The following is a 24,937-nucleotide window of genomic DNA, read 5'->3' on the forward strand; positions in this document are numbered from 1 at the left end:
AGCGACTCGCTTTTCCCGCTCGGCACGTATGACCAGACGTACACGTGCAATCACTGGAGGCGGAACTCGAGCAAGCCCGCGCCCTGGAGGTCGACGCGCTCGCCGACGCCATCGAGTCGATCGGCTTCGAGTGTACGCGCTGTGGCGCGTGCTGTACCGGCGAGGCAGAAGACGACCACACGGCGACGGTGTTCCCGGACGAAGTGCGCGACCTTCAGGAGTCGACGGAGCGCGACTGGCGCGACGTCGCCCGACCGATGCCGTACGGGCTCGCCGACGGCGAGGACGGTCCGGAGGGCGAGACCTTCGAGTGGGCGCTCCAGACCGACGGCTGTGGTGACTGTGCCTTTTACGAGGAGGACGACGACGGTGTCGGCGCGTGTGTCGCACACGACGACCGGCCGCTGATCTGTCGCACGTATCCCTTCAGTGTGGCACTCGCCGGCACCAGCCAGCCGATGGGAGAGGTCGTCGACAGCGTTGCGCTGGGAGCACAACGGGACAACGGTGAAACCGACGAGGAGGGTGTCGTCCGGGCTCACGAGTGTGAAGGACTCGGTCGTGATATCTCCCGGTCGGACGCCGAGGACCTCGCCGCGGCGCTCAAGGAGCGCGCCGTACGGGAACTCGAAGAGGCAATCGGCGTTCGCGATTCGTACGACCCCACACCGGTCGAATCTGGCGAGGTCGTCGTGCACGACTCCGAGGGGGCAAAGCAGCCGGACGGGACGCCGATCGAAGACTGAGACCGGCGGACAACACGAAACCAGCGGGAAATTTATACACCTCGTCAAATAGCTCAGTATGGACATTCCGTGGACCGACATCCGGCACGTGACGAAAGTCGACCCCGCGAAGCCGCTTCCGGACGACGCTGGCGTCATCGCGGACACCGATCTGGTGATCGTCGGCGGGTCCGACGACGTGACGGAGTCGAACACGCTAGAGGCAATCCAGTCGATCTCGCGGCTCGCCCCTGACGTGCCAATCTTTCAGGAGCCCTACAGCGCCGAGCAGGTCTCGACCGACACGCTCGACGCAGTTGACTATCTGTCCGTGCCTGCCGTCTACAACGGGGATCGCGACAATTTCGTCGGGAAGCACCTCGATCTCTTCGCCGAAATCGCACGCAAGCCGGACGAACTCACCGGTAGCAGCGTGCCGATCGTCGGGGACCTGATCACGTCCAAGGGCGTCGACGCCGTCGAGCGACTGGCGACGAAACTGATCGGTGAGGGGTACGTCGTCCAGCACGTCGACTCGGCTGCCGCGGGCGTTTCCGGCGTCGAGACGGCGTATACGTCCGAGCAGGTCGCCGGAGCGGCCCTCGCGACCGAGATGTTCTACGACTTCCCGATCTTTTACGTCGAGTACTCGGGCACCTACGGCGGCCCGGAAGACGTGAAAGCCGCGGCACGATACCTCGACGAGACGGTGTTGCTCTACGGCGGTGGTATCGACTCGGCCGCAAAGACGATGGAGATACTCGAGGCGGGTGCGGACGCAGTCGTCGTCGGCGACTGTTATCACGACGACTCGGCGCTGTATCAGCGAACGATTCCGGGTCGGTAGTTGTCTCAGAACGCGCGGCCGATTAGTCCGGTACCGATGCACCCGATTACTCCGGTACCGTCTGTCTGTCTACCTGACTCTGCAATCCGAAACGAGAGCGGTCAGAATCACAGCCGCTGGAGGGCGACACGGACTGTGTGACACGGCACGACTACAAAGACCGGACGACTCCCGAACGGGAGTCAGAACGTCTCTTCGATGATTTCGCCGACGGCGAAGTTCGACTTGACTTCCGTCACTTCGATTTTGACACGTTCGCCGACGTCGGCTCCCGGGACGATAATGACGTACCCGCGTTCGACGCGAGCGATCCCATCACCCTGCTTGCCGATATCTTCGATTTCGACGTAGCGCGTTTCGCCGACATCGACCGGTGGCTGTGGCTCCGACGGAGCCGTTTGCGTCTGGGTTTGCGTCTGCGCTTGCGCCTGCGGCTGTGCCGTCGACGCATCTGCCTCACCGTCCTCACTCTCACGAGAGATGAGCGCGACGCGATAAATTTCGTCGGGATCGATGTCGCCGGTCTCGACTTCCTGACGTGGTACTTCGATGACGTATCGGTCCTCCTCTGCCGAAACCTCCGTACTGAACAGACACAGGAGTTTTTCAGATATTTCCACAGGTAGACCCTCAATCCCACCTCTAACGCTCATCCGTATTAGAACTACCGACCATGGTCGGGAATTTTTTGCAGACCACCGGTTTCAACCGGTCGTTTCGAGGGTCCCTTTAGGACTCGTTCGACGATCGAGCGGACTGTGACACACGACTGTACCGTCAGTCCAGTAGCAGTGCACTGGCTCTCCTGTCAATCTAACAGCAACCGGGCACCGGTTCGGCGTCAATCCGCGGGCTCGAACGGTTGCGTCGTCACGAACTCGTCGAGATCGATGGTCGTCTCGAGTTCGGCCGCCGCCACGGAGTCGTAGGGGCGGTTGACGACGATGTCGCCCGCCGTCCGATCGCCGACGCCCGGAATCGCCGTGAGTTCGTCCATCGACGCACCGTTCAGGTCGAGCGGGTACGGAACGCCCGTTACCGAGCGATAGCCGTGATCGACGACCGCAACGTCGATCGTGCGCCCGAGCTCTCGTTCGCCCGGGATCCCGACGAGCAGCGGGTAGGTCCCGAGCTGTCGCCCGAAGGTCCTGCCGTCCTGGTGGTACTCGAGATGGACGTCGGAGAGTACGGTTCCGGGCGGGGCGACGCGTTCGAGCATCGGGTTGTCGATCTCCTCGCGGACTTGCTGCTTGTAGCGTTTGAACAGCTTTTTGTGCTCGTTTGCGATTTCCGCCCCGGTGTCGGACATGTCGGTGCCGTCGAAGGACATGACCTGCCGAATGTTGATCCGTCGGAGCATGTAGCCCTCGTCGTAGACGCGCTGGAGGAACTCGCGGTTGTGCTGGTAGGTTTCCTCGCGCTCGCCCTTGAGTCCGTGCAGGAGGTTGATTCCGGGGAGGAGTTTCGGGAGGTGGCGGGGGGCGGTACCTGCGGTCGGTCCGCCGTCAGCCGACGAATCGGCCGTCGGATCGTCCGGTCCACCAGGTCGCCAGCCAGCCTCCTCGTTGACGATCTTGACCGCCTCGAAGCACTCCTCGGCGGTGACGTTCAGGTTGTTCTCCTCTTGGACCAGCGGATCGGCGGATTCGAGTCCGAACGCGGCCGTGTCGCCGGGCGTGTTGTGCTCGGCGATAATCCGAATCCCCTCGCGGCTCTGCTCCGGCCACTCGACGATCGTGATCGGGTTCATGTTGTCGAGGTGGAGCGTTTCGAGATCGGGTGCGACCTCGCGGATGCCGCCGTAGAGCTGTCGGAGGGCGTCGGGATTCGGCGCTTCGCCGTCGCCGCCGTAGGCGAGAATGTCGGCCTGCCGGCCGATCCGGAAGTGTTTCACGCCGTAGTCCGCGAGCGCATCGACCTCGCCGACGACCGTCGGCGGCGGCCGGAACGTCGGGTTGCCGTACAGCGGCTCGGTACAGAACGAACAGCGGTAGGCACAGCCGCGGGACGTCTCGAGTTCGGCGATCAGATAGTCGGGATGATTCGGGTGCTGTTCGACCACGAACGCGCCCTGCTGGGCCCACCGGGAGACCTCGTCCACGTCTCGCATTCGGTTGTTGAACCCTTCGAGACCGCTCTCGACCAGGTCGTGGACGGCGGCCTCGACGTCCCCCTTGGCAACGAAGTCGAAGTCGAGATCCTGGCGTTCGGTTTCGGTTGCGCCGGCGTTCTCGTCGCCGACGCCGAACTTGACGGGGCCGCCCATCAGGCTCGTGCCGTTCGCGGTCCACGCCAGTTTGCGGACTTCGTCGGGTTCGGCGGGCGTCCCGCCGACGTACTTGCCGGGGACGGTCATGCCCCCGAGGTAGATCATGAGGTCCGCTTCGTCGACGTCTCGCCAGCGGTCTGGCTCGTCGCGCAGGCCGTCGATCGTGTGGTAGGTAATCTGCTCGCGCGGAACGCCCGCGTCGACGAGCGCGCCGGCCGTGTACCGTGGATACGTCGAGATGTATGGCGGCACCCCGAAGTGGGCGGGCTCGTCGACGTAGCCATCGACGATCGTCACGGAGAGCCCCTCGCTCGCACGCTCCGTCCCGGAGGCGGGACCGGAGCCAGCGGCGGAACCGGGGCCGGAGTCAGTCATACCGTCGGATAGCGCCTGGAACGACAAAACGGTGACTAACGCGCGGGACGAGGCGAGCGGGACGCACGGACCGCCGCAACCGCCGCGTTGATGGTCCTGGTCCCGGTACTGTCGCCCATGCCACCAACCGAAGAGATCGTCTGCACCGACGGCGACTGCTTCCTCGACCTGTTCGAAAATCACTACACCTACGACGTGCCGGACGAGTTCGGCGTCTCCGAACTCTCCTGTCCCGTCTGCGGGGGGACCGACTGTCTCGAACCAGTCGAGTTGTAAGTCGGTCCCAGCGACGGGGAGACAGAGCGCGCCTATAGCCGCTCGCTATACCGTTTCCCCATCACGCACAGTGACGTGTCAGACGTTAATTTACTCGGTACCAAAATCAATATCAACGGGGATCACGTAACCGTACATCCGGCCATGCTACGCGCTCACTCCCCGCCGTCCCTTCCGTGCAGCACGCGCCGCTCGTGCCAGTATCACTGCTCTCGCTCGCCCGGCTCTGTAACGGAGGTGTCAGCGTGACCGCAAACGAACTCGGCTCATCGATCAAGCACGCGCTGTACCGCCAACTCGGTCGCGCGAGCGGCCGCATCCAGAACCACCGGAACCTCGACGTCGACGTGCTCGAGGACGACACGTCGTATCTCGTCGTCTTCGACGTTCCGGGTGCAGAGACCGACGACATTCAGGTCCGCTACATCGAGGGCAACGTCAAGATCAAGGTCGACCGCTTTCGTCCCTTCCGCGAGGAGTACTCGATGTGCTTCCCCGGCCGCGGAATGCACCTCGGCGGCGAGGCCGACCTCCCGCCCGACGCAGTCGTCGACCCGAACGCCGGCACCGCAACACTCTCCGAAACCGGCACCCTCCGCATCGACATTCCGAAATCGAGCGCACTCGAGAAGCGCGAGTCAGAGCGTACCGCTGCTACCGAGACGGACGCCGGACCGAGCGCGCGGCCAGCGTCACCAACGGATCACTCGAGTGACACCACTGCGAGCGGGGACGCACCGACCGGGACGGTCGAACCCGAGTGAGTGTGTGAGTGCGTGTGTGTTGTGCACGTGTGTGGGTGTCCCCGGCGTAAGTCGCAGTAGGGCCATCCAACTCGAGTAGCTGGTTCGACCGAGACTGTTACTGCCCCTCCGAATCGGCTCTGAGTGTTCGACAGCCGACCGGGACCGATAGCGTGCGACTAGTGACTAGTGACTTGTATCGAGAGCGAACAGCCGCGGGTGGGAGCGATGTGGCTAGGGTTCGGTCATACACACAGTTGGGCAGCGGCGTAATTGCGCAGCCTCACCTACAACTGATCGTGAAGCGGAATTGAACGGCGTCGATTGGCGACAGTCGTCGGTGCCGAATCGAGTTGACGAGCAGTGATTCCAGCGAGATGTGTGCACTGCGTTGGGTGCACTATACACTGTGTACTGTCCGCTGGAAACACTGCACGCGGACTGCTGCAGTCGCTTGCAGTTCCGGCGTCTACAGAGTAACTCTGAACGTGTATGGCCACCACCACCCACCAACCGACGATCGGGCTCGTCGGCCTCGGCAACATCGGCTTGCTCCACGCCGACCGGTACGCGACCCTCGGAGCGAGCCTCGCCGGTATGGACACTACGGCCAGAGCACGGGAGCGTTTCGCCAACCGGTACGACAGTCCGGTCTTCGACGATCACCGCAGCCTCTTCGACACCGTCGACGCCGTCGTCATCGCGGTCCCTAACGCCTACCACGACCGCTACGCCGTCGCGGCACTCGAGTCCGGTCTCGACGTGTTCCTCGAAAAGCCGATGGCGGACAGCGGACCCAATGCGGCGCGGATCGCTGACAGTGCGGCGACTGCGGAGGGTGTGTGCATGGTCGGCTTCCACAACCGATTTCGCCCGGTCGTCGAGCAGTTCAAACAGCTACAGGAGGCCGGCAGATTTGGATCACTGACGCACGTGCAGGCGAACTACGTGCGACAGCGGGGGGTACCCGACAGCGGTGCGGGTGGTTGGTTTACCCAACGGGCGATCGCCGGCGGCGGTGCCGTGATCGACATCGGAGTGCACGCGATCGATCTCGCACTGCATCTCGCGGGATATCCGCTGGTCGACGACGTCGTCGGGACGACGCGGCGCGCGCCCGAGCACGGGTTCGATGTCGAGGACGCGGCGAGTGCGTTTATCCGCTGTGTGGACGGACCGACGATTTCGCTGGAGGTCGCATGGCAGTCGAACGGTCCCGACAACCGGTCGTTCGTGATCGAGGGGACCGAGGGCGGGGCGACGCTCCATCCGAGCGAAGAGCGACTCGAACTCTTCGAATCCGGCCGCAAAACGGTCGTACACGTTGATCCGGTCGACCCGTACGAACGACAGGCGCGCTCGTTTCTGCGTGCTATCGAGCGCGGAACCCCACCGAAACGGAACACGGTCACGGAGGCGCTCGCGGTACAGCGTGTGATCGACGGCATCTACCGCTCGGCAGCCGACGATGGGCCAGCCGACGATGCACCATACGGTGAGCTGACGACTGCCGACGAACCGGCGTTTGCACCTGGCGTTTCAGGAGAGCAAGTGAGTGAATGAGGGAGTGTGAGTGGGGTTGAGTGCCGACCCCCATCATCACACCACTCACCCAGTCCGACATTCGACCCGATTCGGTCCCATCCTTCCGCGTCTCTTCACGAGGACACCAGGTGTGGATCTACTATGAGACGACGAACGCTGTTAGCGGCAGTGAGCGGAACTGCCATCCTCATCGTCGCCGGCTGTTCGACCGCAGAAAACCCGGAAAACGAGGAAAACGAGGAAACCGAGGAAACCGAGGAAACCGACACCAGATCCGAATCGGCTGACGACGACACAGCAAACAACCAGGCAGACGATGACAGCCTCACAGCGTTTCGTGCGACACTCGAGTCCGCCGACTTCGAGCAGGTAACGCTCGAACAGGTCGATGACGGAGCGGTACTCGAGTTGGGATACGATGCAACGGGGGCGACCGAGGCGGACGTTGCCGCCGAGATCGAACTGGTCACGGACGGCTACACGACGACGATCGAGGAGGAACTGGTATCGACGCGGCTCGAGGCGACGGCGTATCGGCCGGACGACGGGGCGGTGCTCGATTATTTCACGGCCGAGGCGTCGTGGGTTGAGGACTATCTCTCGGGTGGACTCGAGTGGCGCGAGTTGTTGACGCGGGTGGCGGAGACGTTCGTGTCGGTAGTGTCGGAGGCGGACGATGTCGAAGCGAACGGAGATGGTGAGGAAAGCGGTGGAGGGGCTGAAAGTGGTGATGGTGGGAGTGATGAGGGTGGTGTGGGTGGTGATGATGGGAGGAATGAGGACGAGGACGAGGATACTGGTACAGATGGGAATGACGAGGGCGGCAGTGAAACGAACGGTGGTGACGAGGATGGCGGCTAGACGGCCGACGGTGGCGAGACCGCCAGTATCGGCGCTCACGTGCCAAGAAGTTACCACGGTTTCTCACTACAGCAAGCAGGTCGAGCGACGAGATTGGATTGCACAGTTATGTGCATACACGTGGTAACATTCGACAATGAATACCGCTTCTTCACGTGTTGACGAGCGGTTCCTCGAGGAGATCGCAACGGCGAGCAGTGATGCCCTCATCGGGTTCGACGCGGAGGGAGCCATCGTCTTCGCAAATCGGGCCGCAGGGGAGTGGCTCGGCTACCCGGATGGAGCGCTCCTCGACCGGGCGATCGAGGAGTTCGTCGCGGGCGAACACGCAGCGACACTGGACCGACTCAGACAGCGCGCACGACAGACGGGCGAGGCGACCGCGTCCTGTCTGCTCCTCGACCGACGCGGGCGCGAGCACCCCGTTTCGTTGACGCTGCGATTGGCGACGGACGATGACCAGCGGTTTATCGCGGTCGTTCACAGGCACGCAACGGCTGCCGACGAGCAGGCAGCACACGAACAACTGATTCGCCAGCGCTCTGCAGCGATCGACGCTGCAAACGACGGCATGGCGATCACCGACGACGACGGCAGCATTGTCTACTCGAACGACGTTCACGCGACGCTGTTCGGCTACGACGAGGCGGCCGCAATCGTCGGCCACTCCTGGAAACGGCTGTTCACCGACCACGAAGTCGAGCGATTCGAAGCCGACGTACTCCCGATCGTCGCCGAACACGGCTCCTGGCGGGGTGATGCGACCGGTTCTCGGGAAGACGGCTCGACAATTCCCATCGAACTCACGCTCTCCGCGCTCGACGACGGCATCGTCTGCGTCGTCCGTGACGCCACCGAACGGATCGCACGCCAGCGCCAACTCGAAACCCTCACCGACGGCCTTCGAGAGTTGCTCACCGCGGACGACCCCGAATCGGTCGCCCGACTCACGGCCAAGGCCGTCGAGACCGTTCTCGAGTTCGACATCGCCTGCGTCCGCCTGTTCGATTCCGACACGAACCGACTCGAGTGCACTGCGCTCACGGATGCAGCGAGCGACCTCCTCGAGACGCGAACGGCGTACAATCTCGAGGCGACGCTCGCGGGCCACGCCTTCCGAGAGGGGGAGACGGTCGTCAACCGACAGGCTGGCGTTGCGGAGGGTGAGAACGGAGCGGCCGATGTTGGAAACGAGTACGGGTACCCGAGCCTTCACGTGCCGATCGGTGGCGATGGCGTAGTGACCATCCTGGCAGAGAACGGTCCGGATCTCGACGGTCGAGTTGTCCAACTCGCCGAGATGCTCGCAGTCAACGCCAGAACGGCGATCGGTCGTGCCGAGCGCATCCGACTCCTCGAGGCGCACGAGCGAGAGTTGCGTGCACAGCGCGATCAACTCGAGACGCACAACCAGATCAACACGCTCATCCAGGAGATCGGCCGGCGGCTCATCGAGGCGTCGACACGCGAGGAACTCGAGGAGACGATCTGTGAGCGCCTGGTTGCCTCGGAGCTGTATCACAGCGCCTGGATCGGTGAGATCGAGGCGAGTACGGACCGGCTCACGACCCGAGTCGGCTACGGCATCACGGACAGCGATCTGGAGGCGATCAACGAGATGTCGGTTGCCAGTATCGGCCACGGAACCGTCGATCGGTTACTCGAGAGCAGGGCTGTCGAGGTCGTCCGGTCTTACGAGGTGCCGAGTGAGGGGGGAGAGATAGGGACGGGGATGGAGATGGAGACAGGAATAGGAATGGGGAAAGATAGAGGGAGACTGGAATCAGCGGATACGGACGCAGGGACGGGAACAACATCGAAATCGTCGAGATCTGACTCGGATCCAGCCCCCGAGATCGCGACTGACGTGGTCTCGACGGCAGCCATCCCGCTTATGTACGGCGATCGGTTGCTCGGTGTGCTGGTCGTCAACGGAACGGGCGACAGGATCTTCGGCGAGGAGACCGTCACCGGCTTCGAATCGCTCGGCCGGGTCACCGGCTTCGCGATCAACGCCATCCGGAACCGGCTGTTGCTCCTGGCCGATTCGGTGGTCGAACTCGAGTTCCGCATCGCTGATCCGTCGCTGTTCCCGCTCGCCGTGGCGTCCGAACTCGACTGTGAGTGTCGGTTCGAGCGGTCGGTACCGGTCGAAGGCGGAAAGATCCTCACGTACTATACGATCACGGGAAGCGATCCGGCGGCCGTGCTGGAGGTGGCAGCGGCGGCCCCACAGATAGCGGATGCGCGCGTGATTAGCGAGCGCCGGAGTGACGGATCCGGGACCGACACCGGAAGTCCGGACGAGGACAGAACAACCGCCAACCACACGACTGAGAGCGACACCGAACCCACTCGGCAACTCGTCGTCCAGACAGTCGCTACGAACTCCCTCGCCCACGTCGCACTCGATAGCGGCGCAGCCGTTCGCGACGCCGTCGCGAGCGCCGACGAGGCTCGCATCACCCTGGAGGCACCACAGACGGCAGACGTTCGCACGGTCGTGTCCCTGTTCGACGCCGAGTTCGATGGCGTGGAACTGACGGCAAAACGCGAACGCGACCGGTCGGTCGAGACGGCAGCCGAGTTCCACCAGACCGTCGACGCGACACTCACCGAGAAACAGCGGGCTGCACTCGAGTCGGCGTACGCGGCGGGCTACTACGACTGGCCGCGTGCGATTACGGCGGAGGAGCTCGCGGCGTCGATGGGGATTTCGTCGTCGACGCTTCACCAGCACCTGCGGAAGGGGATCTGGAGCGTGCTGTGGGCGTTTCTCGACGGCGACGAGAGCCACGAGAACTGAACGCGAGCCGACGTGGCTGGGTTCCCGAGAGTGGAGTGCGTCGGCGCTCGACGGTTGATCAGTGGACGACTTTGTACACGTAGGACCGGGCGAGTTGTCGGAGGCGGAGAGACGAGTTGGAGAGCGACGGAGGGTCGGAGAGATCGTTTGGGAGACACAGAGACGCAGAGACAAAGCGGAAGCCCATCCGTCGGTCGCCCGCCCACGAAACCATGCCAGCAGAGGACCGTTCAAGCGACGCACGCACCACCGCCGAACAGCCGTCGATTCCGTCGACGATCGTCGCGGATGTCGATCACACGGGCAGTGTTACGATTTACGATGAGCGAGTAGAGCGAGCGTGGATTCGATCCACAGTGTCGGTTTCACTCCGGCGAGCCGTCTGAGTGCGTCATCGCCGGCGTCTCATGGCTACTGTACCGCCGGTGGTGTCTCGTCGTCGTGTCGGAGCCATCTGGTGGTGTCGTGGCCTCCGAGTAGGCGGTAGGACGAACCAAAGCGACTGGCCGAAACTGCGGCGAACCGAGACGCAGACGTGGACGGAACCGCCGGTTTTCCACGCCGGATGGGTGCCACCTTTCTCCATCGACACCACTGCTTCGACTGGGGTTTAGGTACGCCGTTCCCGTTTTTGTTTCCGTTGACGACACGAACAGACTCGCGGCGAAGCGACCGGGATCGTGTCCAGCCGATAGCCAGCCGAGACCACCCATGCAACACAGATACCGGACACGACTCACCGACGCGCGGACGCAGAACCGACACTGGAACGGCGACTTCACCGACACCAACGGATGCAGGAGCAGGAACGCGGCGGAGCCCAGATCGGCCCGCTGGCACAGCCTATGACGACACACATCAAACTCCACGGCTCGAAGGCCGAGCGGTTCGAGCAGGTCAAAGCCGAACTGAGCGAGCGAATGGGATACGAACTGAGCAATCCGGAAGTACTCGGCCTCCTGATGGCCGGTCTCGACCTGGAGACGCTCCCGGCAGAGCGACGACCGAAGCGTTGACATCCTCCCCGCCCTGAAGGGCGAGGTTTTGCGCCTGTTCATCCCATAACCACAACACGCAGTCGCTGTACGAGTCCTCACTCAGCCGCGAGTTCGACCGTTTCACGCTCCTCGCTCACCTGTTCGAAGTAGTCCGTCGCCCGAATCAGCACCTCGTACGTTCCGCTCTCCTCCGCATCGTCGGCCCTGAGCGAATCCGTTCCCGACGCCTCCTCGTCTCGCGCCATCGAACTCGTCTCGTCGACGAGCGAGCCGTCGCGGCGCAACTCGAGTACGACGCCGTCGAGTTCGCTGCCCTCGTCGGAGACGGCCCAATCGACGACGGCTTCGGGAGTGCCGAGGAAATCGTCCGTCGTGACGTCGAACTGGTCGATGCTCGGTGGCGGTGAGCGCTCGTCGAGAGTGAGCTGTTCGGTCGCGTCGGTCGTGTTGCCGTCGGTGTCGGTGACGGTGATCGTGACGGCGTACGATTCGCCGGCGCCCTCGAGTCGGTCGCTGTGTCTGAGCGTGTGGATGCCGCTTTCCTCGCTCTGGTCCTCGAGTTCGGTGACGACGTGGTGGAGGGGGTCGTCGGTGGTGCTGGTGTCTCCGGTAGCGATGCTTTCGTCGGTATCGTCGTCGCTGCCGTCACCATCGCCGTCGTCATCACTCTCCGTCGCGTACCGAAGCTCCGTCTCGACGAGTTCGAGTTCGCCGTTCGACACGCTCACACCCCAGTTGACCGCACAGCGGACGAACTGGCTGTTGCTGTCGTCTGTGAGTTCGAAGCGGTCGATCGACGGCAGACCTGGTTCGGGATCCGTTTCGGCCGTAACGATGCCGCCTGTGGTTTCGTCGGCGTCGCTTGCATCGGTGCCGGCGTCGCTATCACCGTCACCATCGCCAGCAGCAACGACCGCCTCCACCTCGTACACCGTCTCCGGCTCGAGTCCCGAAATCGACGCCTCGTAGGAACCGATCGACTCGAGTACCTGCCCGTCAGTCGTGTCCCAGTTCTCTTCGCCCTCTGGGCGGACGCGGAACGATGCTGTGACGGGGTCGGCGTTGGCGTCGGTGTCGGCATCACCGATTCCGTCGAGCGAGCCGGTCGCCTGGAGTGTCCGGTGGTCGCCCGCCTCGACGACGGTGGTTTCGACGGCGAGTTCGTCGCGCCCGGTTTCGAAGGTGACGATGCTCGCGGTTGTCTCGTCGTCAGTGTCGTCAGTTCCGTCAGGTTCACCGTCACCGTCCCCGTCTCCGCCCGCACTCCCGCTCGCTCCACTATCGGCGAACATGACGGCCCGAACGTCGTACGCCGTTTCGGGCTGCAACTCGTCAAGCGCGGCGCTGAACGAGTCGCCGGGCTCGACCGACTCGGGCTCCGTTCTGGTCCACTCGTCGCCACCCTGCCGCCACTCGAAGCAACACTCCGCTGACTCTACGTCGGCGTTCGATCGAAGCTCGCCGGTGAGCGTGGCGGTGCTGGCCCGTACGTCCGTGACCTCTCCAGTCGTCACGGGGTCGACCGACTCGAGTGCCTCGAAGGCGTTGAGGAGTCCGAACCCCTGTTCGTCGTCGGCCGCGCCGAGGTCGTCGGCGCTCTCGCGGAGGATTCCGCGGACGCCACCCGGCTCGTCGACATCGTCCGTGTCGTCGGCGTGGGTGAGCCCCTGTCCCAGTAACTGGGCCGCGATCGCGGCGACGTGCGGCGTCGACATGGAAGTCCCCTCCAGATAGACGTACTCGTCCCCTGGCTTGGTCGAGAGGACGGCCTCACCCGGTGCGACGAGCTCGATCGTGTCGCCGCGGGCCGACCAGTCCGGCACCTCGTCGTGGTCGTTCGTCGCGCCGACGGCGATACACTCGTCGTAGGCGGCCGGGTAATCGACCCCGCCAGCCGCGCCCGCGTTGCCCGCCGCGGCGACGATCAACACGTCACGATCGTAGGCGTAACGCAGGGCGTCCTCGAGTACCTGCGCTTCGTCGCTGCCACCGAGACTCAGGTTGATGACGTCGACATCGTTGTCGGCACACCACTCGATGGCGGCGGCGATGTCCGAGTCGTAGCCCGAACCGTCGCCAGCGAGCACCTTGAGCGCACAGAGTTCGACCTCGGGTGCGACGCCGACGACGCCGGTGTCGTTGTCCAGCGCGGCGACGGTGCCGGCACAGTGGGTGCCGTGACCGGTTTCGTCGTCCCAGTCGGCGGCGCAGTCGCTGCCGGCGCAGTCGGCGAACGCCCGCCCATCGGGAACCTCGAGGCTCTCGTGTTCGGGGTCGATACCGGAGTCGAGAATCGCGACCGTCGCATCTGCCTCGCCGGTGCCGCGTTCGTGGACCTCGGCGGCACCGATTCGTTCGACGCCCCAGGGCGTTCGCTGTTCGTCGGTCAGGTCGACGGTTTCGTTGGGTTCGCCGGTGCGCTGGCGATTTGTCCCGTTGTCACTGCTTCGAACCGCCTGTACCCGCTTGTGATCCGGTTCGACGTACCTGACGTCCGAACGGGACTCGAGTTCCTCGCGTGCGTCCTCCTCGAACGCGCCGACGACGACGCTGCCACTCGAGGCGAGTCCGAGCGAGCGGTAAACAGTCGAGGCGGTGCGGGCGACGCTTTCGGTTGCCGTGCCGGGCTCGAGGCCGACGACATATCGAGGGTGGTCGTCAGCCGACGCATCGTCTGTGCCGTCGTCCCCACTGTTCTCGGCCGTCTCGTCCGAGTCGGTCGCTGCTCCGGAGGCAACACCGAATCCAGTGAGTAGTGCGCCGGCGAGCGCGCCAAGCGAGGTGCGACGGGTGATCGGGCGACCAGCACACACCATCGCCAGCGTGACGAGGAGGCGGAGCGACGATGCGATTTCGAGGGGACGCCAGCGCGAACGACGGAGTCGCGACAGTCGCGCTAGCCGAAAGCGACTCCGCCACGGCGGCGGAACGACTCTCGAAACCGTGTCGAACGCCGTGGCGATCACAGCGCTGGATCGCCGTAGTCTCGGACGCACCGACGAGTCCCGATCTGCAGCGGGTGAACTCGAGTGCTCGTCGCGATCGCACCCGGTACGTGCCGTGGGCTGCTGGGAGTCGGCATCGTGAGTGTGTTGAGAGAACGGTGTCGATTCGTCGTCGGATGGGGCAGTTCCTCCCTGTCCTATCATAGACTTCGTCGACTGGGGTTCGCGCAGACATCGACAAAACGGCTGGCGCTATCTGAATCGTGGGTCGGCGACACTCGAGTCGATATGAATAGCGACCCCGATCGCGGCAGCGAATCGTCACCGGGCCGGACTCGAGTAGGTCCGCCCGATAGCCGACAGTATCGCCGGACACGCCCGCGAGTCGCTGGCCCGACGGCCGTGTAACGTACGTCGGCTGTGGTTGGTGACGGGCATCGGCACGGCAGTTCTCTCGCTGTAGGGAGTGCTAGTACGACACCGTCCGGTTCGTCTCGCCCTTGCAATTAGCGCGACCGGCAGTCGGCGTAATCGCTGCCAGGGTGGCGAGTGAAAGCAACGGTCGGCTCTGGTTCACGAGTCACGGTCTGTGGTATGCGGTCCACCATCCGCGATCCGCCGTCCACCATCCGCGGTCCACGGCCGACGGTCTACGGCCACCGCCCACACCGGACACCGCTTCGGCCCTCCTCACCTGGCGACCGGACCCCATCTGCGTGGCCAGCGCACCCGGAGCGTGACTCCCGATGAACAGCACGACACCAACGCGACGCGCGCCCGACTCGCCCGAACCGATCCGTGTCCTCTTCGTCGACACGGACGAGCGGACTGCCCGCGCCGCAACGGCCGTGTTCGACGCCGAGTTCGGTATCCACGCACAGGTCGCTTCCTCGACTGACGACGATGCGTTCGCGGAGCGTCTCGAGGTGATCGACTGCGTCGTCACCGGCCACAGCCCGTCGACGAGTTCCGATCGGTCGCCGCTCCGGGCGGTTCGAGCGGTCGATTCCGACCTCCCCGTCGTCGTCTTCTCGACGGTGCGTGATGAGGAGCGCATCGAGCACGCGCTGTCGGCGGGTGCGACGGATTTCGTGCGGATCGATGCGGACGACGCCGGCTACTGGACGCTCGGAGCCCGAATCAGCGCCCTCGTCGGGAGCGAACGAGTAGACGAGGACACGGCGCGCGCGGGCCGTCCGTCCGACACTGCCCTGGTCGGCAGCAGCGTCCTCGACGAATCGCTCACGTTCACCGCCGTCAGCGCGAGTCACGCCGCTCTCCACGACAAACGGCGAGCGTCCCTGGTCGGACACTCGTGGACCGGCGTCTTTCCCGACGACGAAACGACGGTACTCGAGTCCGTTGCCCAGCGAGCACGGACGCGCGGGTCGGCGGTCGGGTCGGTGACTGCCCTGCGTTCCGCACAGCGATTCCCAGCGCTCGTCTCGCTCGTTCGCGTTCGGGCGGCGTTCGTCTGTACGGTTTTCGACCAGAGTTGGCGCGAGGGTGGCAGGGGGATGGGAGAGGAAAGGAGGGAGGGCGAAGAAGGAGAGGGGGATGGAGATGGAGATGGAGATAGAGTTAGAGAACAGACAGTCCGCCCCACGGACGGCGAGGTGGGAAGGACAACACACGGTATCGAGCGAGCGCTGCTCGGCATCGAATCGCTCGCAAACACGCGTGTCGGGCCGGATGAATCAGGAACGAGGGAGTTCTGTGAGACAATCGTCGACACCGTCGAGAGCGGCAGTCGGCCCGGGAGGGGGCAGTCGGTGACGGCCACGACGGCCACGACGACTGTCGCGGCAGTCTACTGCTACGACGAGGAGAGCGATGCACTCCGCCGGCAGGCAACAACGCGCGCCGGCGAGTTCGACCGAACCGTCTCACTCGTAGCGCAGACACTCCCGCTCAGTCGTGCCTTTCTCGACCGAGAACCGGTGTTCGTCGCCGGCCTCCAGCGCGGGACTCCGACGACGGTGACGGATCCGAGACGTGCGTGCGGGCTCGTCACACCGATCGGGTCACACGGCGTGCTCATTGCCGGCGTCCACGAGAGCGCAGCCCAGAGACGATCACAGTCAACGTCGGGTCCCGACGGGGATGAGACACCGCGGCTGACGGCGCTCGATCGCGCGTTCGTTCGTCTCGTCGGCGCGACTGCAGGGACAGTACTGGATCGCGTCGCTGCGAAGCGCGACCTGGACGCCTGTGAGACGGACCTCGACGCTGCGACCGAATCGGTCGACTCGCTCACCGAGACGATCGAACTCGTGTGCGCCGTCGCCCGGGCGATCAGCACCGCCTGGACGCGTGGCGAACTCGAGACGCGCGTCTGTGACTCACTCATTGCGAGCGAGCGCTACACCGTCGCCCGAATCGCAGCCCTCGACAGCGCCGGCGAAACGGTCACGGTTCGAGACCGCGCCTGGGCAGGTGCCCAGCAAGAACTCGAGTCCCCCGACGCGAGCGTGGACGCGCTGGTCGACGAGGGCGAGCCGATGGCGTCGACGCTCCGAACGCTCGAGCCGTGCACGCACCGACGACTGCTGTCAGATCCGGGGGCGATCGACCAACACTGGCGACAGACCGCAGTGAGCCAGGGTATCCGCGCGGTCCTCGCCGTACCGCTCGTCTTTCGCGAGCGGTCCTACGGTGGCCTGGCGGTGTACAGCGAGCAACCGACCGCCTTCGACACGGACGAGCGCCGACTCATTGCCGACCTCGGCATGTGGGTTGCCCAGGCGAGCAACGCCATCGAAACGCGCACGGCACTGGTCGGACACAGCGAGGTCGAACTCGAGTTCCGGCTCCGCGGACCGGACATCGAGTTGCTCGAGTGGGCGCGGGAGACGGGTGGGACAGTCGAGTTCGAAACGGCCGTCTCACGGCCGGATGGCTCGATCCGGGGCTTCTTCACGGTCGAGAACGCCACCGAGGAGACGATCCTCGAACTGGCCGCACGCTCACCGTCGGTGTCGGACGCTCAACTCGTCACCACCCACGGCGACAGACAGTTGTTCGAGTGTACGCTCACCGAGGAGACGCTCGTCGCACGGCTACTCGAGTACGGCGTCGTCCCGCGGCGGATTTCGGCGGGCGAAGAGGCGAGCGAGGAGGCGGGCCGACTGGTCGTTTCGCTGCCCGCACAGACGGACGTCCGGGAGTTCGTCGAGTTCGTCAGCCGGCTCTATCCCGATTCGACGCTCGTGCGGCGACGCGAGCGAGAAGGCGACGCCAGACCCGGCTATGGGTTCCGGGCGGAACTCGAGTCGGTGCTAACGGCGCGCCAGCACGAGGCACTCGAGACGGCGTTCGTGAGCGGCTACTTCGACATTCCGCGGGAGACGAGTGGCGCGGCGGTCGCCGAGATGCTAGAGATTACGCAGCCGACGTTCAACACGCATCTCCGCGTTGCAGAGCGGAAGCTGCTGGAGCTGGTGTTTGCTCGGGACGAGGGCAGCGACGAGGAGCGTGCTGGAAGGTGAAACTGGGTGATACACGTGGATCGGTGAGATCGGATGCGAGCACTCGCGGGGCGCGAAGCGATGGAGCCGACGGATCTAGGGCCGCCAGCATCCAACCACATAGGCAGACAACTCACCCCACAGCGTGTCGTTTGTGCACCTATAGCAGCGATCCGCCGTGGTGTGTGACGGTCCGTTGTCGTTCTGTGCCGGTTGTCGCCGCTCCATCGGCGCACTACTCGCAAAACCGCTACACCGGTCCGAATGCGTAGCTGCATACCGAGACGCGGATGCTGCTATCCCACACGATCGCGTCGTGGTGCCGGGTCCGAGGCTGTTGCGTGACTGCGTGGCGACTCCAACCGGCAGTGCCGTCGATTCCCACGTAATCGATCGCCCACGGCGAACCGAGACGGAACAGCCGGTGATGTCGGCAGCGCGGAGCGCCGAAGAACACGGTAGCAAAGCCAGTAGCAAGGAGTCATAGTCCACGTTTGCGACTGGCCGTTACCAGCGCACAAGCGCACACGAGGGATACCCACTCACCTCGTGTTCGTCGAGTGTACTCGAGTCCACAGACCCCACTCCACCACAGACGCCCATCACACTCTGCCCAACGGAAGCCAACGGAAGCGATTCCCATGACCTCACACATCAAACTCTACGGATCGAAGAGCGATCGATTCGAGGAGATCAAAGCCAGTATGGAACAGCAACTCGGATACGAGCCGTCGAACCCAGAAGTGGTCGGCCTCATCATGGCGGCCTACGAAACCGATGAAACGAACGCGCTCCGCGTCGATAACGCGCTCCTGTAGTGCTTTCGGGGAAATCCCCCAACGCAGACCTTCGTGTTCGTCGACGAGAGCGCCGTTCAAATCAACTACTACTGTTGTGACGCGGTATTGTGTCCAGCGATGGAGACCTACTCGAGTGGTGGCTGATTTGTAATGATGATGGGCAATCAATGGCTGTCGACCGGCAATTAGCATGCGATGAACACCGATCGTGACGACTGAGGACTCGGTTACGAAAGGCCGTTCATCAAAGATTCCCTAGTTCCACAATAGCGCTTCCAATTACAAATATCGCGTTTCCATACGGTTCACTCCCTACTGGGGGAATTAGTACACGCTGTCAAAGGCATAGTTATCAGAATTTTGTAGAGAATATCTAACCCTATCACACAACAGACGTGGCTTTTAGCCGGTAAATACGCTCTTCAATATCTGTGTGTATTGCCGATAATTCTTTACAACAATACTGTCTCGTGGAAGCCATGCCGTACTTTGAGATTCGGAAACGGGTTTTCGAATTACTAGATGCAGACCAAGGAGGGCGTGCAGGCCAGGCGATCGATCTCTTCATTATGGCACTGATTATGCTCTCGGTCATCGCCATTATCCTGGAAACTGTAGACCCGATAGAACAGCAGTATGGGAGTGTATTCCGGGGTTTTGAACTGATATCTGTGACGATCTTCACGATCGAGTACTCATTGCGACTATGGTCGATCACGAGTCACGAAGGATACAGCGGTATTAGAGGACGTCTCCGGTATGCGAGAAACCCGTACATGGTTATCGACTTCTTGGCGATCATCCCGTTCTTTTTGGGCGGCATCGTTGACCTTCGGTTCTTGCGTGTCATTCGTCTGTTCAGGGTCTTCCGGGTATTCAAACTCGCTCGCTACTCGACCTCAATTCAGACGATGGGGCATGTCTTGAGAAAGAAGAAGCCAGACCTCGTGATTAGCGTCGTCGTGACTGCGATCCTCTTAGTCTTGGCATCGAGTGGGATCTACTATGTTGAGCATGAGGCCCAGCCTGATGCGTTCAGCAGTATCCCTGCTGCGTTCTGGTGGGCAGTTGTGACCATGACTACCGTTGGATACGGCGATGTGACACCAGTCACGCAGGCGGGACAACTGTTGGGTGGAATCGTCGCATTCCTCGGAATTGGACTATTTGCACTTCCTGCTTCAATACTGGCCAGCGGTTTCATCGAAGAAGCAACTGAAGCTGACAATGACGGTGACGAATTTGAGTTCGATGAGGACGATATTACGCAGTACAACCACTGTCCGCACTGCGGGGAGGAACTCCCACATGAACAGACAGTCAAAACTGCTGCTATGGATGACCACTAACTGAACGAAGCAGAGTAAACTGATCTGCTAGAGTAGAGACACCACACAGGGTCTGAAATCGGCGATTTGCTATCGATTCCGACTCCGATTTCCGATCCCGAAACCGGGCCATCATCCGCCGAGAACTCGAGTTGCTATCTACCGTAACTGCCAACTCTCGCGTCGATCCGTCCCCCACTCGCCGAAGTCGAACACCCAGTACAGCGCGTCGATACCGGTCTCGATCTGGTAGGTGATCGTCCCCTCGTACGTCTCGCCGGCATCGATCGTCACACCGTCGAAATCGGCGAGCGCGCGCAACACGCCGGGCGCGGCCGCCTGGCTCCATCCGAACTCGTCCGTGAGTCTGACCTGCGCTGGCGTGAGGTCGCGGTCTCGAGTACTCGTGTTTTCGACCGTCGCACTGACGGCGACGGTTTCGTGGCCCTCGTCGGACTGCATGAACCCGCCGAGGTTGTTTCCGTGCTGGAGGCCGTCGACGGTGACTGTGAGTCCGTCGTGTTCGACTGCTTCCGAGAACCCGAGCGAGTCGGGCAGCTCCTGCTCGAGGACCGTCATGTCTGACTCGTCACGCTCGGTACCGAGATCGACGAGCGCAGACGCGCTTTCGTCGGTGTCGTCGCTGTCGTCGTCACCGTTCTCATCGCTGCCGTTACCCGAATCCGCATCGCCGTTCGGGTCCGTCACTGTATCACCTGTCTCAACCGGCTCGAGTTCGAGCACGAGTGCGTTGGTATCCACGTCGGCGTCGACCGCGTAGCCAGCCGTCGTACGGATAACCTCTCCGGGTGCGAGTCTGGCCGCCTCGAAGGCGGGCGGTGGCGACAGTGGGGTCGCAAGCGGCTCTACAGGCTCCTCATCGGCCAGGAGTGTCATCTCGAGCACATCGCTGACGATTTCGACGGCCGTCGCTCCAGTGTCGGTGTCAGTATCTGTGTACTGTGCCGCAACATCGACAACCGCGACCGCCGCGCCGCTTCCCACTTCGAGGGCGTCGCCGTCAGCATCGACGATATCGCCCGTCACGTTGCTGTCGGCGACGACGACCGCGAGGTCACCGATCTCGAGTTGCTGGCCGCGCTCGAACTCGAGTGTGGTTGTTGTTTCGTCAGTGTCGTCGGTGTCGTCGGTATCATCCGCGTCGTCAGTAACATCGCCGTTCGTCGTGTTCTCGTCCTCGTCTCGGCCGGACGCACCTCTCTCGGAATCGTCGGTCGCGTTCTCCGCATCGGCGTCGGCTGGGGAGGGCTCGTCCGGGCCGTCGCCGAAACAGCCGGCGATGGCAACCGCACTGCTAGCGACCGCAGCGAGGTACGTTCGACGGTCGGGTCGCTCCATACGAAGGAGCGGTCACGTCACAGCAAGTACGGTGGGTGAAGATCGACCGCGGATGGGGAACGGGTGGTGCCGATGAGAGGACGGAAAGCGGGTGGTGCCGATGGTGCGACGGTTCGGTGAGTGCCAGTCGTCGACGGTCCAACAGACCACAAGCCAGGTGGTGAGCGAACCAGGGCGTCCGGTGGTGAGCCGACCATGATGTCCGGTGGTAAGCGGACGACGGCACCCACTGGTGACGAACGTCCATGGCTCGGACAGACCAAGACAGGCAGACTGTGCCACCCGATTCTTCGACCACTCTTCATGCGCCTGCGTCCCCCGACAGTCAGCAGTGAGCTGTCACGATGCCAACCCAGTGTTCCTACTGTGCGGCCACCATCCCCGACGACGAGTACGAGGACCACCTCCTCCGAGCCCACGCAGACGGCCTCTCACGAATCGACCAGCGGCGCGTCGGCCTCGAGCCAACTGGGTCGGTGTCTGGCGCACGCACGAGCGCGAACGCGAACTCGAACTCGAACTCGAACTCGAACTCGAACTCGAACTCGAGTACCCCTCGGATTCGAACGGCGGCGGTGTACGCCAGCGTCGGTCTCGTCCTGCTGCTGGTCGCGGTCGGCTACGGTTTGGTCTTTCTCGACATCGATGATCCCGCCAGCGCGGCGGCCGTCCAGCCCGATCCGACGGCGCAGATCCACGAGCACGGGCAGCTAACCGTCCAGTACGACGACACCGTCGTCGACTTCGACGAGCCGCAGTACATCGAGGCCGACGAGTGCTTCCACTTCCACGCGACTGACGACGCGACGGTCTGGCACGCCCACTGCGAGGACGTGACGATCGAGTACGCACTCGAGACGCTCGGGATGGAGGTCACCGCGGATCGGTTCGCGATCGGCGAGCAGGAGTACGCCGAAGCCGATGGCGACGCGGTCAGTGTCACCGTCGACGGCGTCGAGGTCGATCCACAGGAGTACGTCCTCGAGGGTGCCGGCCCGGTCGCTGACGCGCAGGCTGGCGCGGGTGACAACGTCGAAATCGTGGCCGAATCGGGTGGCTGAGTCGCAGTTTCAGGACCTGTGTTGGCGTGGGTACACCGCCGACGGGGAGCAGACGCCCGATTCACCCCTATTGTTCACCGATTCTATACGACCGGTGCCCGCGTCCGGACCGATATGATGAGCTATCGCTTCCATCGAACCGGCTCGCTGTGCATCGCCTGCGGGGTGACGTACGAACGCCAGCAGGAGTACCACGGCTACTACTGCACCGACTGCCGTCCGATTCCGGCCGGCGACAACCGTGAGGGAAAGATGTAGCACGGAGCCGGAGCGCCGGCTTCCCACGCCCAACTCGCTCGGAATGTCAGGACCGACTTGCTCGTGAGCGAACCGCCCAGCGACGGCCCGAACGAGCGGCGTTCACCCCGATCCTTCCCCACCCTTCATCGCCTCTTTTTGACCGCAAGCGGCGAAACACGTCCCGTCTAGCGATCCGTCTGCACCGTTCGGCTGGCCCCTCTCGTCTCCTCTCAGTTCAGACCCGCTCCCCCCTTTCATCTCGACCGCCGAACGGGCGCAACGCACTAGATCAGCGCACAGAATCAGGATGGGACCAAAACCATGAGAGACCACGTGGGTGTCCTCGCGGTGATCGCTTTGCTGGTGTTAGGCGGCGTTGTCGCCGCAACCGGCTCCGTCACCAACGGCGACGACCAAACCGTCGTCTACAGTCTCGACGACGAGCGATGCGACGTGAGCGAACACCTCGACGAAACCATGGATCTCACGACCGAAACCGACGAGCGTGAGAGCCAGAGCCAGAGCGAACGCGACCGATCGAACGCCGATCATCGCGAGAACGAACGCGAGTCCGACACAAGCGAGCGCGAGCACGACCGTGACAACTCGAGTGCACTCGACGAGCACGAGCGCGACGAAAGTGAGCGCGACAGCAGTCAGGACAGCGAGTACGACCGCGACAATAGCGAGTCGGAAGTGAACGACCGCGACGAGGAGCGCGACGCGAGCAGCGAGCGCACCGCCGAGGAGCGCGACGAAAGCGACCGCGACCGCAGCGAGCGCGAGGTCGACGACACGGACGTCGAGACCGACGAGCGCGAATCCGACGCCGAGCGCGAGACGGCCGAACGCGAGGAGAGCGAGTCGGACGCCGACAGCACGCACAGCGAGCACGACGCAGGCGAGCGCGAACGCACGGCGGACGAGAGCGACGAACGCGACGCTGAGCAACGCAGCGACAGCGACGAGAGCGAACGGGCCGCAGACGAGCGTACGAGCGACCGCAGCGAGGCCGAGGTCGACTCCGACGATGTGGACCGTGAGGTGACCGAACAGGTACAGCACGACACTGAAAGTGACGACCGCGAAACCGAGTCGACTGACACAGACGCTGACGAGCAGTCGACCGAAGAGCGCGAGCGCACCGACGCCGAGCGCAACACCACGGACCGCGACAGCGAACGGGACTCGAGTACGAGCGCGGATCACGTGGCGTCGACGAGTGATCGCGACGCGATCCAGTTCGATGCGGATCGCTTCGAGCGTGGAGAGAGTGAGTCGGCAGGTGCGGACGAACAGCGCGACCGCGAGAGTGAGCGTGAGAGTGAAGACGACCACGAAGAATCGAGCGACGAGACGGAAAGCGAACGCGAGACAGAGCGCACCGACGGCGAGCGCGCAGAAAGCGAGCAGACGGAGAGCGACGACGTCAGCAGTGAGCGCGACCGCCACGAGTTCGACAGCGAGTTCATCCGCAGCGAGCAGTTCGATTCGAGCCTCGACAGCACCGAGCGCAGTCAGCAGGGTGCGGAGCGGACCACCGACGAGTCGGACCGCGACGCGAGCGCAGCGGAACGCGACAGTTCCCGCAGCGAGTTCGATAGCGAATCGGTCGCGGGCGACCGCAGCGAGACCGAACGTGATCAGCACGACCGCAGCCTCGAGACCACGGACAACGACTCAGCGCACGATCAGCGCGAGCGGACCGAGCGCGACGAAACGAGCGACCGCTCCCTGAGCGAACGCGACGGCAGCCGGTACGCCGCAGACCTCGACGAGAGCGAGCGCGACGCCAGCGAGACCACCGCGTCCGAGCGCGACACCGAACGCGAACGCGACAGCGGCAGGGACGAGTACGAGGACCGGGATACCGAACGCGAGCGCAACAGCGACCGTGAGCACGAGCGCGACGAATCCGAACGCGAGCGCAGCGAGCGTGCCGACGAATCCGAACGCGAACACGAACGCAGCGAGCGCGAACACGAGCACGACCTCGAAACCCGCGACAGCGACCGCAGCGAGTCCGACAGCGACGCCGAGCGCGAACAAAGCGAAACCGAACGCGATCAATCCGAGCGCGAACAGACGACCGACTCCGACTGCGAGACGATCTCCGAACGGCTGATCGTCACCGGCGACAGCATCCAGGAACTCGAGCGTAAGGGCATCATCACACCTAACGACGACGGCACCTTCGACGTCGACGTGAGTGAACTCGAGTAGAGGCTGGCCACGAACCGGGTCGGTGGGTGTCCGACGCTGCAACTGTTTTTCATCGCCAAACTGGGTGAC

General features: G+C 63.6%; 19 protein-coding genes. 15 read left to right on the forward strand and 4 right to left on the reverse strand.

The features are described 5' to 3' along the window. Positions 1-44 precede the first annotated feature (44 nt). Positions 45-746 (forward strand): YkgJ family cysteine cluster protein, encoded by a 702-nt coding sequence (locus BBD46_RS08750; protein ID WP_071401337.1) that lies wholly within the window; start codon positions 45-47, stop codon positions 744-746. Positions 747-804: 58 nt separating this feature from the next. Further along, the gene (locus BBD46_RS08755) at positions 805-1,572 is read left to right on the forward strand and encodes a heptaprenylglyceryl phosphate synthase (RefSeq protein WP_071401338.1); all 768 of its coding nucleotides are present in this window, start codon (positions 805-807) and stop codon (positions 1,570-1,572) included. Positions 1,573-1,754: 182 nt separating this feature from the next. Here the strand turns inward: BBD46_RS08755 and BBD46_RS08760 are convergent, their stop codons facing one another. Together BBD46_RS08760 and BBD46_RS08765 are read right to left on the reverse strand one after the other, a co-directional pair. Next, on the reverse strand, positions 1,755-2,192 hold the full coding sequence (locus BBD46_RS08760) for a TRAM domain-containing protein (protein ID WP_071401339.1): 438 nt from the start codon (positions 2,190-2,192) through the stop codon (positions 1,755-1,757). A 221-nt stretch (positions 2,193-2,413) separates the two neighbouring features. Next, a complete protein-coding gene (locus BBD46_RS08765; protein ID WP_071401340.1) occupies positions 2,414-4,216 on the reverse strand; it encodes a radical SAM protein in 1,803 nt (600 codons plus the stop codon). 117 nt (positions 4,217-4,333) lie between these two features. On the opposite strand from BBD46_RS08765, the gene BBD46_RS22605 reads away from it, so the two are divergent. From BBD46_RS22605 to BBD46_RS08790, 7 genes are all read left to right on the forward strand, one after another. Next, on the forward strand, positions 4,334-4,492 hold the full coding sequence (locus BBD46_RS22605; RefSeq protein WP_171908176.1) for a DUF7559 family protein: 159 nt from the start codon (positions 4,334-4,336) through the stop codon (positions 4,490-4,492). A gap of 245 nt (positions 4,493-4,737) precedes the next feature. Further along, entirely contained in the window at positions 4,738-5,256 is a 519-nt protein-coding gene (locus BBD46_RS08770) for an Hsp20/alpha crystallin family protein (protein WP_071401600.1), read from the forward strand. Between the two features lie 471 nt (positions 5,257-5,727). Beyond that, positions 5,728-6,798, forward strand: a complete 1,071-nt coding sequence (locus tag BBD46_RS08775; protein ID WP_071401341.1) for a Gfo/Idh/MocA family protein — start codon at positions 5,728-5,730, stop codon at positions 6,796-6,798. A 123-nt stretch (positions 6,799-6,921) separates the two neighbouring features. Beyond that, positions 6,922-7,641 carry a hypothetical protein gene (locus tag BBD46_RS08780; protein ID WP_253184528.1) on the forward strand — a complete coding sequence of 240 codons (720 nt, stop codon included), beginning with the start codon at positions 6,922-6,924 and terminating at the stop codon, positions 7,639-7,641. A 136-nt stretch (positions 7,642-7,777) separates the two neighbouring features. After that, a complete protein-coding gene (locus tag BBD46_RS08785; protein WP_071401343.1) occupies positions 7,778-10,447 on the forward strand; it encodes a bacterio-opsin activator domain-containing protein in 2,670 nt (889 codons plus the stop codon). Between the two features lie 212 nt (positions 10,448-10,659). After that, a complete protein-coding gene (locus BBD46_RS22610; RefSeq protein ID WP_171908177.1) occupies positions 10,660-10,833 on the forward strand; it encodes a hypothetical protein in 174 nt (57 codons plus the stop codon). 408 nt (positions 10,834-11,241) lie between these two features. After that, positions 11,242-11,463, forward strand: a complete 222-nt coding sequence (locus tag BBD46_RS08790) for a hypothetical protein (RefSeq protein ID WP_071401344.1) — start codon at positions 11,242-11,244, stop codon at positions 11,461-11,463. Positions 11,464-11,540: 77 nt separating this feature from the next. Here the strand turns inward: BBD46_RS08790 and BBD46_RS08795 are convergent, their stop codons facing one another. Next, positions 11,541-14,261, reverse strand: a complete 2,721-nt coding sequence (locus BBD46_RS08795) for a S8 family peptidase (RefSeq protein ID WP_253184529.1) — start codon at positions 14,259-14,261, stop codon at positions 11,541-11,543. An 875-nt stretch (positions 14,262-15,136) separates the two neighbouring features. Here BBD46_RS08795 and BBD46_RS08800 point away from each other — a divergent pair. The 3 genes from BBD46_RS08800 (at position 15,137) to BBD46_RS08805 (ending at position 20,006) form a co-directional block, all read left to right on the forward strand. Beyond that, positions 15,137-17,878 (forward strand): bacterio-opsin activator domain-containing protein, encoded by a 2,742-nt coding sequence (locus BBD46_RS08800; RefSeq protein ID WP_071401345.1) that lies wholly within the window; start codon positions 15,137-15,139, stop codon positions 17,876-17,878. A gap of 620 nt (positions 17,879-18,498) precedes the next feature. Then, positions 18,499-18,675 carry a hypothetical protein gene (locus tag BBD46_RS22615; protein ID WP_169331427.1) on the forward strand — a complete coding sequence of 59 codons (177 nt, stop codon included), beginning with the start codon at positions 18,499-18,501 and terminating at the stop codon, positions 18,673-18,675. Between the two features lie 461 nt (positions 18,676-19,136). Next, complete coding sequence (locus tag BBD46_RS08805) at positions 19,137-20,006, forward strand: ion transporter (protein WP_084777717.1); 870 nt, start codon at positions 19,137-19,139, stop codon at positions 20,004-20,006. 138 nt (positions 20,007-20,144) lie between these two features. Here the strand turns inward: BBD46_RS08805 and BBD46_RS08810 are convergent, their stop codons facing one another. Then, entirely contained in the window at positions 20,145-21,344 is a 1,200-nt protein-coding gene (locus tag BBD46_RS08810) for a DUF4352 domain-containing protein (protein WP_071401346.1), read from the reverse strand. 344 nt (positions 21,345-21,688) lie between these two features. On the opposite strand from BBD46_RS08810, the gene BBD46_RS08815 reads away from it, so the two are divergent. From BBD46_RS08815 to BBD46_RS08820, 3 genes are all read left to right on the forward strand, one after another. Next, entirely contained in the window at positions 21,689-22,405 is a 717-nt protein-coding gene (locus BBD46_RS08815; RefSeq protein WP_071401347.1) for a hypothetical protein, read from the forward strand. Between the two features lie 114 nt (positions 22,406-22,519). Beyond that, positions 22,520-22,663: a DUF7564 family protein gene (locus BBD46_RS22620; RefSeq protein ID WP_171908178.1), complete on the forward strand. Its 144-nt coding sequence runs from the start codon at positions 22,520-22,522 to the stop codon at positions 22,661-22,663. A gap of 303 nt (positions 22,664-22,966) precedes the next feature. Then, on the forward strand, positions 22,967-24,868 hold the full coding sequence (locus BBD46_RS08820) for a hypothetical protein (RefSeq protein WP_071401348.1): 1,902 nt from the start codon (positions 22,967-22,969) through the stop codon (positions 24,866-24,868). The last annotated feature ends 69 nt before the right edge of the window (positions 24,869-24,937 follow it).

Origin of the sequence: Natrialba sp. SSL1 (genome assembly GCF_001861355.1) — an archaeon.
GTDB lineage: Archaea > Halobacteriota > Halobacteria > Halobacteriales > Natrialbaceae > Natrialba.